Source organism: Nocardia fodinahabitans (assembly GCF_052983615.1).
Genome location: NZ_JBRJJC010000001.1, coordinates 396713 through 410277, shown reverse-complemented (window position 1 = coordinate 410277; position 13565 = coordinate 396713). Strand labels below are relative to the sequence as shown.

General features: G+C 70.2%; 13 protein-coding genes and 1 pseudogene. 11 read left to right on the top strand and 3 right to left on the bottom strand.

What is annotated here, in order from left to right:
- The first annotated feature begins 38 nt into the window (after positions 1 to 38).
- Positions 39 to 1607 (top strand): MFS transporter, encoded by a 1569-nt coding sequence (locus tag NV348_RS01900; protein ID WP_447145395.1) that lies wholly within the window; start codon positions 39 to 41, stop codon positions 1605 to 1607.
- A gap of 104 nt (positions 1608 to 1711) precedes the next feature.
- A complete protein-coding gene (locus NV348_RS01895) occupies positions 1712 to 1837 on the top strand; it encodes a hypothetical protein (RefSeq protein WP_447145394.1) in 126 nt (41 codons plus the stop codon).
- Between the two features lie 28 nt (positions 1838 to 1865).
- Here the strand turns inward: NV348_RS01895 and NV348_RS01890 are convergent, their stop codons facing one another.
- Positions 1866 to 2378, bottom strand: a complete 513-nt coding sequence (locus tag NV348_RS01890; RefSeq protein ID WP_447145393.1) for a L,D-transpeptidase — start codon at positions 2376 to 2378, stop codon at positions 1866 to 1868.
- A gap of 396 nt (positions 2379 to 2774) precedes the next feature.
- Here NV348_RS01890 and NV348_RS01885 point away from each other — a divergent pair, with 396 nt between their 5' ends.
- Positions 2775 to 3158 (top strand): PaaI family thioesterase, encoded by a 384-nt coding sequence (locus NV348_RS01885; RefSeq protein ID WP_447150904.1) that lies wholly within the window; start codon positions 2775 to 2777, stop codon positions 3156 to 3158.
- A gap of 3 nt (positions 3159 to 3161) precedes the next feature.
- On the opposite strand, the gene NV348_RS01880 is transcribed toward NV348_RS01885, so the two are convergent.
- Complete coding sequence (locus NV348_RS01880) at positions 3162 to 3734, bottom strand: 3'-5' exonuclease (protein WP_447145392.1); 573 nt, start codon at positions 3732 to 3734, stop codon at positions 3162 to 3164.
- Between the two features lie 127 nt (positions 3735 to 3861).
- Between NV348_RS01880 and NV348_RS01875 the strand changes: the two genes are divergently transcribed.
- The 3 genes from NV348_RS01875 to NV348_RS01865 are packed head-to-tail and all read left to right on the top strand — an operon-like array spanning position 3862 to position 6234.
- On the top strand, positions 3862 to 4164 hold the full coding sequence (locus tag NV348_RS01875; protein WP_110035401.1) for an urease subunit gamma: 303 nt from the start codon (positions 3862 to 3864) through the stop codon (positions 4162 to 4164).
- 9 nt (positions 4165 to 4173) lie between these two features.
- On the top strand, positions 4174 to 4485 hold the full coding sequence (locus NV348_RS01870; RefSeq protein ID WP_447145391.1) for an urease subunit beta: 312 nt from the start codon (positions 4174 to 4176) through the stop codon (positions 4483 to 4485).
- Positions 4486 to 4512: 27 nt separating this feature from the next.
- Positions 4513 to 6234 carry an urease subunit alpha gene (locus tag NV348_RS01865; RefSeq protein WP_447145390.1) on the top strand — a complete coding sequence of 574 codons (1722 nt, stop codon included), beginning with the start codon at positions 4513 to 4515 and terminating at the stop codon, positions 6232 to 6234.
- A 57-nt stretch (positions 6235 to 6291) separates the two neighbouring features.
- On the opposite strand, the gene NV348_RS01860 is transcribed toward NV348_RS01865, so the two are convergent.
- Positions 6292 to 7602 carry a lipase family protein gene (locus NV348_RS01860; RefSeq protein WP_447145389.1) on the bottom strand — a complete coding sequence of 437 codons (1311 nt, stop codon included), beginning with the start codon at positions 7600 to 7602 and terminating at the stop codon, positions 6292 to 6294.
- A 275-nt stretch (positions 7603 to 7877) separates the two neighbouring features.
- On the opposite strand from NV348_RS01860, the gene NV348_RS01855 reads away from it, so the two are divergent.
- The 5 genes and pseudogenes from NV348_RS01855 to NV348_RS01835 all read left to right on the top strand — a co-directional run bounded on the left by NV348_RS01855 (position 7878) and on the right by NV348_RS01835 (position 13563).
- Positions 7878 to 8549, top strand: coding sequence for an O-methyltransferase (locus NV348_RS01855; RefSeq protein ID WP_447145388.1), 672 nt, complete (start codon positions 7878 to 7880; stop codon positions 8547 to 8549).
- A gap of 262 nt (positions 8550 to 8811) precedes the next feature.
- A pseudogene (locus NV348_RS01850) lies at positions 8812 to 9736 on the top strand (LysR family transcriptional regulator).
- Between the two features lie 96 nt (positions 9737 to 9832).
- Positions 9833 to 11491 carry an AMP-dependent synthetase/ligase gene (locus tag NV348_RS01845; protein ID WP_447150903.1) on the top strand — a complete coding sequence of 553 codons (1659 nt, stop codon included), beginning with the start codon at positions 9833 to 9835 and terminating at the stop codon, positions 11489 to 11491.
- A gap of 142 nt (positions 11492 to 11633) precedes the next feature.
- Positions 11634 to 12884 (top strand): NAD(P)/FAD-dependent oxidoreductase, encoded by a 1251-nt coding sequence (locus NV348_RS01840; protein WP_447145387.1) that lies wholly within the window; start codon positions 11634 to 11636, stop codon positions 12882 to 12884.
- A 73-nt stretch (positions 12885 to 12957) separates the two neighbouring features.
- On the top strand, positions 12958 to 13563 hold the full coding sequence (locus NV348_RS01835) for an SGNH/GDSL hydrolase family protein (protein WP_019047667.1): 606 nt from the start codon (positions 12958 to 12960) through the stop codon (positions 13561 to 13563).
- Positions 13564 to 13565 lie beyond the last annotated feature (2 nt).

The following is a 13565-nucleotide window of genomic DNA, read 5'->3' as shown; positions in this document are numbered from 1 at the left end:
GGGTCTCGTTCGCATCCTCCTCGAAGGGAATCCTCCTGATGTCCGCGTTCACCGAAATCCCCGAGCGGGCAGGCACCCGCCGATGGCTGGGACTGGCGGTCCTGCTCCTGCCGACGGTGCTGCTGTTCCTCACCATGACCGTCCTGTTCCTCGCCACCCCCTATATCGCCGCCGACCTGGCACCGAGCAGCGGCCAGCTGTTGTGGATCAACGACATCTACGGATTCGTGATGGCCGGGTTCCTCGTCACCATGGGCACGCTGGGTGACCGGCTCGGCCGCCGCAGGCTGCTGCTGGCCGGGGCCGCCGTGTTCGGTGTCGCCTCGGTGATAGCGGCCTTCGCGCCCGGTCCGGAACTGCTCATCGCGGCGCGGGCGCTGATGGGCCTCGGCGCCGCCGCCGTCATGCCCGCCACCCTGTCGCTGATCACCACGATGTTCCGCGACGATCGCCAGCGTGCCACCGCCATCGGCCTGTGGGCCGCTTCGGTCTCGGCCGGTGTGGCACTCGGCCCGCTGCTCGGCGGACTGATGCTGGCCTCGCTGTGGTGGGGCGCGTCCATGCTGATCGGCGTGCCGGTGATGCTGCTGGTCGTGCTCGCGGTGCCGGTGCTGGTGCCCGAGTACCGGGCGCCGGACGCGGGCAGGCTCGATCCGATCAGCGTCGCGCTCTCGCTGGCCGCGCTGCTGCCGTTCGTCTACGGCGTGAAGAAGCTCGCCGAGGCCGGGCCCACCGCCGAGTCGGTGCTCACCCTGCTCGCCGGTGTGCTGTTCGCGGTGGTCTTCGTCCGCAGGCAGCTGCGCCTGGCCGACCCCCTGCTCGATGTGCGGCTGTTCGCCGACCGGACCTTCAGCGGTTCGCTGGGCGTCTACCTGCTCGCCGCCATCGCCCTGGGCGGGGTGTACCTGCTGTTCACGCAGTATCTGCAGCTGGTCGCCGCACAGTCGCCGCTGCGGGCCGGGCTGTGGATCCTGCCCGCCGCGATCGGCCTGGTGATCGTCTCCACCGTCACCCCCGCGATCGCCCGCCGCGTCCGGCCCGCCTCCCTGATCGCCGCGGGTCTGGCGGTGTCGACGGTCGGCTACCTGGTGCTCACCCAGGTCGAGAGCGCCGCCGGTCTGCCGCTGCTCATCGTCGGTTTCTACGTCCTGTACCCGGGCATCGCCCCGGCCATGGCCCTGATCCCCGGCCTGGTCATCGGCGCGGCACCGGCGGAGAAGGCGGGCGCGGCGTCCGCGGTGAACAGCACGGCCAGCGACCTGGGTGTCGCGCTCGGTGTCGCGCTGCTCGGCAGTGTCGGTGCCGCGGTGTACCGCGCCGGGAAGTCGGAGTCGACGGGCGAGGCCGCCGAAACCCTGCCCGGAGCACTGAGTTCGGCCGAGTCCCTGCCCGCCGACGTCGCCGAATCGGTAGTGGCCGCCGCGCGCGAGGCATTCACCAACGGGCTCAATGCCGCCGCGTGGACGGCGGCCGTGCTGTCCGCCGCGGGTGCGGTCCTGGCCGTCGCGCTACTGCGCCGGATCCCGGCCGGCGCCACCTCGGTGCCGGATTCGGCTGTGGCGGTCGATGATTCGGTTGCAGGTGAGCGGGATGCGGTAGCGGTGTAGCCGGGATCCGCTCGTGGTCGAACCGACCGCAGGCCGGCCCGTCGGCCCACAGTGCCACCACGATCCGCGGTGCCGAGCTGCTCGGCACCGCGGATCGTCGCGTCGTGGGCGATCCGTCGTTCGGTGCCCCAGGGCGGCTCACCGGCGACACGGTGACCTCCGGCGCCGCCCACCTCTGGCTCTTCGACGCGCTGACCGTGTCGGTGGCAGGAGAAAGGGGAGGCCGATGATCCGGCCTCCCCATCGGGTCACGCCGACTCAGGGCACGACTTCGACGATGTCGCCCGGTTCCAGCCACTCGTAGTGCGCCTTCGCGCCTTCGGGTGTCAGCCGGATGCAGCCGTGGGACTGCTCCTCGGTGGGCCCGATGTGATACGCGATGTCGCCGTTGAAGAACACCGCGTACTCCATCGGCGCGTTGTGCAGGGTGCTCCAGTGGAACGGCTTCTTGAACGCCACCTTGAAGACGCCGGGTGGGGTCTCGTAGCCGGGACGGCCGTGCGACATCGGGCTCGGCCCGAAGGTCACCTTGCCGTTGTCCATCAGCCAGGCATTGTTGGTGGACAGCTGCAGGCAGGCGCGCGCCTTCTCGCTACACGGTGCGACCACCGGCTCCGGCGGCGGCGCGGGAATGATCGCCGGCACGCCGGGCACATCGGGACCGCCGGGCCACAGCGGCTCGGCCTGCACCGGTGCCGCGACGGCGGCACCGGCGAGGGCCGCGCACATGGCCGCCTGCGCGGCCCAGCGGGGGATACGACTATTACTCACGAAATCTTGCCTCTCTCGCCGCGCCCACCCCTGGCCGTCGTGCGCCCAGAACATGAGCTTTCAACATCGACACAAGCCTCGGAAACATAGAGGTACGAGTGATCATGGAGTATTGCGATCGTGTTGAGCAAGCCCACGCGGCGGTGCGAACAGCAGATGATCCGGTGCGGCGCTTGACTACTTAGGTAAGCCTGACCTATGCTCAATGCGGCGTATGGATGAGCCGGTGGTCCCGAGGGCTGCGGTCGACCCCCTCATTCCTGCCGCGGCGGGCTCCGTCCCAGTGACGGGGTCCGCCGCTTCGTCTCCCGGGGTGTCTGCCGTGGAATCCGATGGTGTAGACCGGAGCGTATGACCGACAACACCCTGTCTCTGGCCGAGATCACTCCGGAGCTGATGACCAAGGCCAGCGAAGGCACCTTCACCGATCTGATCGGGTTGCGCTACACGGAGGTGGGCCCCGACCGGGTGCGCGGCGAATGGGAGGTGCGCCCGCAGCTGCACCAGCCCGCGGGCATCCAGAACGGCGGCGTCTACTGCACCGTCATCGAGACCCTGGCCAGCGTGGGCGCCGGCGTCTGGTTCGGCGAGCGCGGCTCGGTCGTCGGCGTCAACAACAACACCGACTTCCTACGCGCGGTCCGCGAGGGCGTCCTCACCGGCGAGGCCACCCCCATCCATCGCGGCCGCAGCCAGCAACTCTGGATCGTGGTGATCACCGACGCCGAGGGCCGCACCGTCGCCCGCGGCCAGGTCCGCCTGCAGAACCTCGCCGCCTGACCCTCATTCCGCCGTGGTGATCCGCCACCCCTCGCGGCCGAGCACGTCGACGACCAGCGCCCCGATATTCCACGCGTCGTCCTCGCCGCGATGGTGGCGGCCCTCGAGCGGCAACCCGGCGATGTGGAGCGCCCCCGCCATGCCCTGCCGCTTGCGCAACCCGTAGCTCTCGGCGAAGACCTGCTTGGCATTGGTGTGCAGGCCGCGGAAGGGATACCGCACGCCCGTCGCCGCGCACTGCGCGTGGAACTGCTTGCGGTCGTAGTCACCCCAGCTCGCCCACGGCCGTGACCCCGCCTCGAACTCGGTCGCCAGCAGCCGGCAGGCCTCGGCGAAGGTCACGCCCTCGTCGACCTGCTCCTGGGTGAGGCTGGTCAGTTCCGTACAGAACGCGCTCACCGTCGACCGCGCCGGCCGCACGAGAATCCCGTGCCTGCTCACCCGCTCCCGCGCCCCGAGATCGACCACGGTGAGCCCGATCTCGATGATCTCGCTGCACTGCCCGGCCGGCACCGCCCCCGCCCAGCAGGTCGCCTCCACATCGACCACATTGAGCAGCCCGGTCCGTTCGTTCATGCCGACCGACGTTAGGCGCGGGCCGCACCACCCGCCATCGATTTTCGACCGGGTCGGGTGGACGGGCGAGGGTGCGTCGGGCGTGTCAGAATGTCGGACACCTGTCCACGACCCGCGAGGAGACCCGATGCGCCTGTCGCCGCACGAGCAGGAACGGCTGCTGCTGAGCTACGCGGCCGAACTGGCCCGCCGCAGGCAGGCGCGGGGACTCAAGCTCAACCACCCCGAGGCGGTCGCGCTGATCACCGATCACGTGCTCGAAGGCGCGCGGGACGGGCGGACCGTGGCCGAGCTGATGTCCTCGGGCCGCTCGGTGCTCACCCGTGACGACGTCATGGCCGGCGTGCCGGAGATGATCCACGACGTGCAGGTCGAGGCGACCTTCCCCGACGGCACCAAACTCGTCACCGTGCACCACCCGATCGGATAGGCGAAGCCCATGATTCCCGGTGAATACCTCTGTGCCGAGGGCACGATCGAACTCAACGCGGGCGCGGTGCGCGTCGAACTCGACGTCGTCAACACCGGCGACCGCCCCGTCCAGGTCGGCAGCCATGTCCACTTCCCACAGGCCAACGCCGCCCTGGACTTCGATCGCGCGGCCGCGCACGGCCACCGCCTCGACATCCCCGCCGGCACCGCCGTCCGGTTCGAACCCGGCCTGCCGCAACGGATCTCGCTGGTGCCGATCGGCGGCACCCGCGAGGTGTACGGGATCAGCGCGAACCCGCCGGGCCGCCTCGATGCGTGAGAACACGACATTCTCGGGAGAGAACCGATGACCGAACTGAGCCGCGCCCGCTACGCCGAACTGTTCGGGCCGACCACCGGCGACCGCATCCGGCTCGCCGACACCGACCTGATCATCGAGATCACCGAGGACCGCAGCGGCGGACCGGGTCTGGCCGGTGAGGAAGCCGTCTTCGGCGGCGGCAAGGTGCTGCGCGAGTCGATGGGCCAGTCCCGCGCCACCCGTGCCGACGGCGCCCCCGACACCGTCATCACCGGCGTGGTGATCATCGACCACTGGGGCATCATCAAGGCCGACGTCGGCATCCGCGACGGCCGCATCTGCGGCATCGGCAAGGCGGGCAACCCCGACACCATGTCGGGTGTGCACCCGGACCTGGTCGTCGGCCCGTCCACGGAGATCATCGCGGGCAACGGCCGCATCCTCACCGCGGGCGCCATCGACTGTCACGTGCACTTCATCTGCCCGCAGCTGCTGGACGAGGCGCTCGGCGGCGGCATCACCACGCTCATCGGCGGCGGCACCGGTCCGGCCGAGGGCTCCAAGGCCACCACCGTCACCCCCGGCTCCTGGCATCTGGCGCGGATGCTGGAAGCGCTCGATCACTGGCCGATGAACATCGTGCTGCTCGGCAAGGGCAATACGGTCAGCCAGGAATCCATGTGGGAGCAGTTGCGCGGCGGCGCTTCGGGTTTCAAGCTGCACGAGGACTGGGGTTCCACGCCCGCCGCGATCGATGCCTGCCTCACCGTCGCCGACGCGGCGGGCGTGCAGGTGGCGCTGCACTCGGACACGCTGAACGAGGCCGGTTTCGTCGAGGACACCCTGGCCGCCATCGCGGGCCGCGGCATCCACGCCTATCACACCGAGGGCGCGGGCGGCGGCCACGCGCCCGACATCATCACCGTTGCTTCGCATCTCAACGTGCTGCCCAGTTCCACCAACCCCACCCGGCCGCACACCGTCAACACTCTCGACGAGCACCTCGACATGCTCATGGTGTGCCACCATCTGAGCCCGTCGATCCCCGAGGACCTGGCCTTCGCCGAATCGCGGATCCGCCCGTCCACCATCGCCGCCGAGGATCTGCTGCACGACCTGGGCGCCATCTCGATGATCGGCTCGGACTCCCAGGCCATGGGCCGCATCGGCGAGGTCGTGATGCGCACCTGGCAGACCGCGCACGTGATGAAGCGCCGCCGTGGCGCCCTGGCAGGCGACGGCGCGGCCGACAATGCCCGCGTGCAGCGCTACATCGCGAAATACACCATCTGCCCGGCGGTCTCGCATGGCCTCGACGACGAGATCGGCTCGGTGGAGGTCGGCAAGCTGGCCGATCTGGTGCTGTGGGAGCCCGCGTTCTTCGGTGTCCGCCCGCACGCGGTCCTCAAGGGCGGCATGATCGCCTGGGCCGCGATGGGTGACGCCAACGCCTCCATCCCCACCCCGCAGCCGGTGCTGCCGCGCCCGATGTTCGGTGCCGCGGCCCCCGCCGCCGCGGCCACCTCGCTGCACTTCGTGTCCGAGCAGGCCATCGACGACGGTCTCGCGAACCGGCTGGACGTGCGCCGGAAACTGGTGCCGGTCAAGAACGTCCGCCGGGTCACCAAGGCCGACATGCCGCGCAACGACGCCATGCCGCGCATCGAGGTGGACCCCGACACCTTCACCGTCCGGGTCGACGGCGAGGTGTGGGCCGAGGAACCGGCCACCGAACTGCCGATGGCCCAGCGCTACTTCCTGTTCTGAGCCCGGAGACGACACCGGGGGCCCGCGCCGTTGCGGGCCCCCGGTGCCGTGCGGCGCTCAGTCGAACGAGCCGCCGCCGACCGGCTTGTCCGCAAGCCGGTCGAGCAGGTAGGTCACCGCGTTGTCGGGACCGAAGCCGTCGATCAGTTCCGGACCGAAGTGGTTCGGAATGGTCGTGCCGGGCAGGATCGGCGGCAGTTCGTTGGTGCGGAAGGTGACCGTGGCGCCCTGCCCGCACCAGTCCTCGGCGAGGCGGCGGGCCTGGCCGTAGGGGACGGTGTCGTCGTTGCGGCCGCTGGTGATGAGCACCGGGGTGGCCGGCGTGGTGCTGCCGAGGCGCAGTTCGGCGAGCACGGGCGCGGCCTCGGGGATCTCGGCGAGGTGTTCGGTGAGCGAACGTCCGTCCACCGTCAGCGAATTCGTCTTCAGGAACGGGTGATAGGTGATCAGGTCGGCGACGCAGGAGTCGCTCAGGGTGGCGAGCATGGCGCGGCCGTGCGGGCTGATCACCCGGTCGACGGCCTGTTCGAGTTCGGGGTAGCGGGCGAGCATGCCGTTGACGGCGAATCCGATCGCGCCGCCGATCAGCGCGCCGTCGATGCGTTCCAGGATGGCCGACAGGTCGGCGACCGGGCCACCGGCCCAGGTGCCCTTGAGATTCAGTTCCGGCGCGTAGGTGGGCGCCATCTCCGCGGCCGCGGCGGTGGCGCCACCGCCCTGCGAGTAACCCCACAGCACCAGGGGCGTCTCGGGCCCGACGCCGGCGAGCGCGTTGGCGGCGCGGGCGCCGTCGAGGATCGCGTGGCCGCTCTCGAAGCGGTTGGCGTAGGTGTGGATGCCGGGGGTGCCCAGACCGATGTAATCGGTGATCAGCACCCGCGCGCCGAGCGCGCTCCACACCGCCGAGGACGGCATCTCCTGATTCGCCGACAGTCCCAGCGGATCGGCGGTCACCGAGACGCCGGTCGAGAACGCCACCGACATCGCGCACCGGTCGCCCTGGCCCGAGGTGCCGGGACCGATGACCACGGTCGGCCGCGGGCCCGCGCCCTGCCACGGATTCTTCGGCTCGATGTAGGTACCGGTGACGGCGACGGGGGAGCCGTCCTGCAGCCTGCTGGTGTACATCACGTGCTGGGCCTGGGTCGGCCAGCCCGCCGCGGTCGGCGGCGTGGCGAGGATCGTCATCGGCTGGGTCTTCACGATCGCGCCCGGTGTCTGCGGGATCGCGGCCGGCGGCACAGAGAACGCGCTCACCGGCTCCGCCGCCACCTGCTGCGTGCCGACCACCCCGGATCCGGCCACCGCGGACAGACAGGCCAGTGCGGTCACCGCCGCCCGGCGCGCCAGCGATCGTGCTTGCTGCATACCACTCCCATCGATGCCACCGCCGCACCGCTGCGACTGTGTCCCCGGCCGCGACGGAGAAGAATCATGACGCGTGTCACGCCGCAGCGGCCGACCGAACGGTAACACTGTTACCGCACGCCGGGAACCCCGGGTCGGGGATGCGCGCCGTCCGGCATCGACCGGCGGTCGGTAGCACGGGCCGCGCACCGAGCGGACCTGCGGGAGTGGGACATCCGGCTCCCCCCGCGGTCGAGTACGTCCCGCGGGCCGCCGAGGATGGCACACTGGCGCTCATGACGGACAACGACTGGGCCGGTGTCGACCGCTACATCGTGGACGCGCTGGTCGGAGACGACGGTGCCCCCGCACTCGCCGCCAACGCCGAGGCCGGACTGCCCGCGATCGACGTCTCGCCCCCGCAGGGCAAGTTCTTGCACCTGCTCGCTCGCTCGGCGGGCGCGCGCAGGATCCTCGAGATCGGCACCCTCGGCGGGTACAGCACCGAATGGCTGGCCAGGGCGGTCGGCGACGGCGGCACCGTGGTCACCCTGGAGTTCGAGCCGCGCCACGCCAAGGTCGCGCGGGCGAACCTGGACCGGGCCGGTGTCGGGGCGCGGGTGGACATCCGGGTCGGGGCCGCCCTGGACACGCTGCCCGAGGTCGCCGAGGACAGCACCGAGCCGTTCGACCTGGTGTTCATCGACGCGGACAAGGTCAACAACGCCAACTACGTGCAGTGGGCGCTGCGGCTGACCCGCCCCGGCTCGGTGATCATCGTCGACAATGTGGTGCGCCGCGGCGGCTTGGCCGACGGGCACTCCGAGGATCCGAACGTGCGCGCCAGCCGCGAGCTCGTCGAACTGCTCGCCGCGGAGCCGAGCCTGGACGCGACGGTGCTGCAGACGGTCGGCTCGAAGGGCTGGGACGGCTTCGCCTACGCGGTGGTCAACGGCCCGGTCTCCTGAGAACCATGAGGCCGTCGGCGCGCAACCAGCTCGCCATCCGGTACGGCGGCGGCTACCGCGCGGTAGAGTGAGCAGTTCCGCGCGGTAAGCCGGTGGCGTGCCTGGCGTTTCGGGCCGGATCCGCGGCGCGCCGGGGCGGCCACGCCGAGTCCGGGGCGGGTTCACCCACCGGCAACGCGCACGGCGACTTCTGGGCGATCGGTATTCATCACGGGTTATCCGGCCTCGATAGCGTGGTGGTACTCGGAAGGAGCCCGGCGTCATGGAATTCCGACACCTCGTTTCGTTCATCACCATCGCCGAAGAGTTGCATTTCGGTCGCGCAGCGCAGCGCCTCCATCTGACCCAACCAAGTCTCAGTGCCCAGCTGCAGAAGCTGGAGAAATCGCTCGGCGTCCAGCTGGTCGCCCGCAACTCCCATGAGGTGCGGCTGACCCCGGCGGGGCGGGAGTTCGAACTCCAGGCCCGCCAGATCGTCGCCCAGCTCGACCGTGCCGCCCAGGCGGCCAAGGCGACCGCCGAAGGTCGCGCGGGCAGTCTCAACATCGGCTACAACCTGCCGGCCAGCAGACACGTGCTGCCGGAGGCCTTGACCAGGATGACCGAACGGCACCCCGACATCGTGGTGTCGCTGTGGGAGAAGCGGACCGGGCCCCAGCTGGCCCGGCCTCGCCGACGGTTCACTCGATCTGGCCCTGGTCTACGGTCACCCCAGTACCGCGGACTTCCGGTATCGCCGCCTGCTGCACCGGGTTCCACTGGTGGCCGTCGTCGGACGACGACATAGGTGGGCGGACCGGCCAGGAGTCCCGTTCGCCGAACTACAGAGTCAGGACTGTGTGCTGTTCGCCCGCGAGCAGTGTCCCGCGATGTACGACACGATTCTGCGCTCGGCCGCCGAGACCAGGATCTCGCTCAATGTCACGCATTCGGCCGACGACCCCGGCGCCACCGCGCACATGGTCTCGGTCCGCCCGCTCGTCGGGTTCGCCTCGCTACCGCGGGCGATTTCGATGGGAATGGGAGTGGCGGGCAGTAGTTCGGTGGCGGTGAAATTGTTCGATCCGGTGCCGACACTGGATTTGCACGCGGTGTGGCGTGCCGACGAGCCCAACCCCGCCGTGTCGCTGTTCCTGGAATGCATCGAATCGGCACAGGTAGATGATGTCCGGGCATTGTCGGCGTGAACCCGTCGATAGGACATGACTCTCGCGCGGTAGGAACAGCGATGGCGGCGGCGACGGGAATGGTTGCCGCCGTGAAGAATTCAATTCGTGAACACAGTGTCTGTCACCGCGAACGGATTCGTTCCATCCGATACCTCCAGTCTGTATGCGATTGTTTCCGAAGCGGCACGGCGTGACCCCACGCGCCATTCCCTGTGTGCCGTCGACGGAACCCAGCTGACCACCGGCGACCTCGACACCCGCGTCCGCGCGCTCGCCTCGGCCCTGCTCGACCGAGCGGTGGCCGCGGGCGATCGCGTGGCCGTGCTCGGCCGCACGAGCCTGGAATGGGCACTGCTCGACTGCGCCGCCGTCGCCATCGGCGCGGTGATCGTGCCGGTGTACCCCACCTCCTCACCCGCCCAGATCGAACACATCCTGCGCGACAGCGGCAGCCGCTTCTTCGCGGCCGAGACCGGCGACGACGCGGTCCGGCTGACCTCGGCCGGCGCGGACGGTGAGGTCTGGTCGTTCGACGAGCTCGGCGCGTGGGCCACCGCGGGCACCGAGCACCCGGAGCTCGACGCGCGGATCGCCGCGGTCGGCGCCGGCGATCTGGCGATGATCGTCTACACCAGCGGCACCACCGGCCTGGCCAAGGGCTGCATGATCAGCCACCGCAACATGTACGTGACGGCCGCGAATACCGCCCGCCAGACCGGCACGCTGTTCGACGGCACGACCGCGCTGGCACTGCCGCTGTCGCACGTGTTCGGCCAGACGATCCTGTTCGCCTGCCTCTACGGCGGCAGCCGCACCCACCTGCTGCCCGGCGTCCCCGACCTGGTGCCGGCGCTGGCCCGGCTGCGCCCCACCTTCCTGGCGCTGGTTCCCTACGCGCTGGAGAAGATCCGCAAGCACACCAGGGCACTGCTCACCGAGGAGCAGGAGGCGGCGGCGGTCGAGCGTGGACTCGCGCTGCTGGCCGAGGACGCGGCGCCGACCGCGACGAACGACGCCGTCTCGGCCGCCTTCGGTGGGCAGCTGCGCTATGTGATCTCCGGCGGCGCGTCCCTCGACGACACCACCGCGGGCTTCTACGCCGGCGTCGGCGTGGTGATCCTGAACTGCTACGGCCTGACCGAGGCGGCCACCGCGGTCACCGTCAGCGCGCCGGAGACCAACCGGCTCGGCACGGTCGGGCGCCCGATTCCCGGCACCGAGGTCGGCATCGGCGCCGACGGCGAGGTGCTGGTCCGCGGCCCGCACGTCTCGCCCGGCTACTGGGGCGCGGCGGCCGATCAGCGGCCCGTCGACGCCGAGGGCTGGCTGCACACCGGTGACATCGGCGAGCTCGACGACGGTCACCTGCGAATCACCGGGCGCAAGAAGGAGATCCTGGTGACCTCCGGCGGCAAGAACGTCGCCCCGACCCTGCTCGAGGACCGGATCCGGCTGCACCCGCTGGTCAGCAACTGCATGGTCGTCGGTGACGGGCGCCCGTTCGTGACCGCGCTGATCACCCTCGACGCCGACCGCGCCGCCAAGTGGCGGATCGACCATCCCGACGAGGACCCGGCCACCGAGATCCAGGCCGCCGTCGACGACGCCAATTCGCTGGTGTCGCGCGCGGAATCCATTCGCGCTTTCCGGGTCGTCGACGGCGATTTCACCGTCGACGCCGGGCTGCTCACGTCCTCGCTGAAATTGCGCAGGGCCGCGATCGCCGAAACCTATTCGGCGGAAATAGATCAGCTGTACATGTCGCGCGGGTAACGCGACGCGAAATTCCTCCAGCCGTCCCGCCGACGATAGCCGGGACCGATCGGCCGATGAATTGCGGTGACCCGCAGTGGTTTCCGCAATTCATCGGCGACAGACTCGAAATCGGAATTCGACCACCGAAAGTGATCACATCATGTATGACGTCATCGTCGTCGGAACCAGGGTCGCGGGCTCGCCCCTGGCCATGCTGCTGGCCCGTCAGGGCTACCGGGTGCTCGCCGTGGATCGCGCGACCTTTCCCAGCGACACCCCGTCCACGCACTACATCCACCAGGCCGGCCTCGGCTTTCTGAAGTCCTGGGGTCTGCTCGACACCGTCGTGGCCACCGGCTGCCCGCCGATCCGCCACCTCAACTTCACCTACACCGACATCGTGATCCCGGGCATGGCCGATCCGTCGGCCGACGGCATCGACGCCGTGTACTGCCCGCGCCGCACCGTGCTCGACAAGATCCTGGTCGACGCGGCGGGGGAGTCCGGCGCCGAGCTGATCGAGGGCTTCACCGTCACCGGGCTGCTGCGCGACGGCGACCGGGTCGCCGGTATCCGCGGCCGCGTCGGAGAGGGCCCCGAGCAGGAGTTCCGGGCCAAGCTGGTCGTCGGTGCCGACGGCGCGAACTCGATCGTCGCCAAGGAGGTCGGCGCGGCCACCTACGAGGGCTCGCCCGCCGCCTGTTTCGTCTACTACTCCTACTACGAGGGCGTCGACTGGGGCATGCACCACCGCACCGGTTTCGGTGAGCAGCAGTTCGCCTCCTGGCCGACCAACGACGGCCTGGCCCTGGTCGCGGTGATGCGCAAGCGCGATCGCTTCCGCGACTTCCGCACCGATCCCGACGCGGGCCTGCAGGAGATCGTCGACCAGGTCGACCCGGAAATCGGTGCGCGCCTGCGTGATACCGGCAAGCGCGTGGAGCCGTTCCGGCCGATGCTGTACCCGGACAACTACCGCCGCCAGTCCTTCGGTCCCGGCTGGGCCCTGGTCGGCGACGCCGGCTACCACAAGGACCCGTTCACCGGCTGGGGCATCACCGACGCCTTCAAGTACAGCCAGCTGCTGGCCGATCTGGTGCACGAAAGCCTCTCGGGCGCACGCCCGTTCGAAGAGACCATGCCGGAGTACCAGCGCGAGCGCGACGCCCAGAGCGCCAGCACCTACGAGCTGACCCAGTCCATCTCCGACCTCACGCTGACGCCGTACTACGACTCGGTATTCCGCGCGGCCAGCCGCAGCGAGCACTACTCGAAGAAGTTCTTCGGTCTGATCGCCGGGCTGTACCCGCCGGACAAGTTCTTCGGCGAGCAGGAGCTGGCCGCGCTCTACGAAGAGGTGAACTTCCCCGTCGCCGACCGGCACGTGGTGAATACCGGGGTCTCGGCATGAACGGTCAGCGCCCGGAGGCGGTAGCGCAGCGTCACCACGCAGGGCGCCCGGGCATGCCGCAGGAGGTGGCAGCATGATCGCGGCCGGCCTGACGGCGCTCGGCGACAGCTTCGTGGAAGGCCGGGGCGACCCGGCCGCGGCGGGCGGCTACCGGGGCTGGGTGTCGCGGCTGGGCGGCCAGCTCGGCCTGCGCCCCGCCACGATTCGCAACTTCGGCACCCACGGCGCCACCACCGGCGATGTCGTCGCGGGTCAGCTGGCGGCGGCGACGAGCGCGCGGGCCGGCCTCTACGGTGTGGTTGTCGGCGTGAACGACCTGGTCAGCGCATACGACGAGGCCCGTTTCGCCGACAACCTGCACACCATCTTCACCACGCTGCGGGCGGGCAGGGCCACCGTGTTCACGGCGACCTACCCCGACATCCCCGCCCGGCTTCCCGTCCCCGACGGCTTCCGCGGCCTGCTGCGCGAGCGTTTCGCCGTCGCCAACGAGGTGCTCGCCCGCGTCACCGCCGACACCGGCACCCTGCTGCTGGATATCGCGGCGCACCCCGACTGGGCCCGGCCGGAGGTGTGGACCGCCGACGGTCTGCACCCCAGTCCGGCGGGCCACCGCCTCTTCGCCGCCACCGCGGCCGAACTGATCTCGTCGACCACCGCCACCACTGTCGCCGCTTGAGT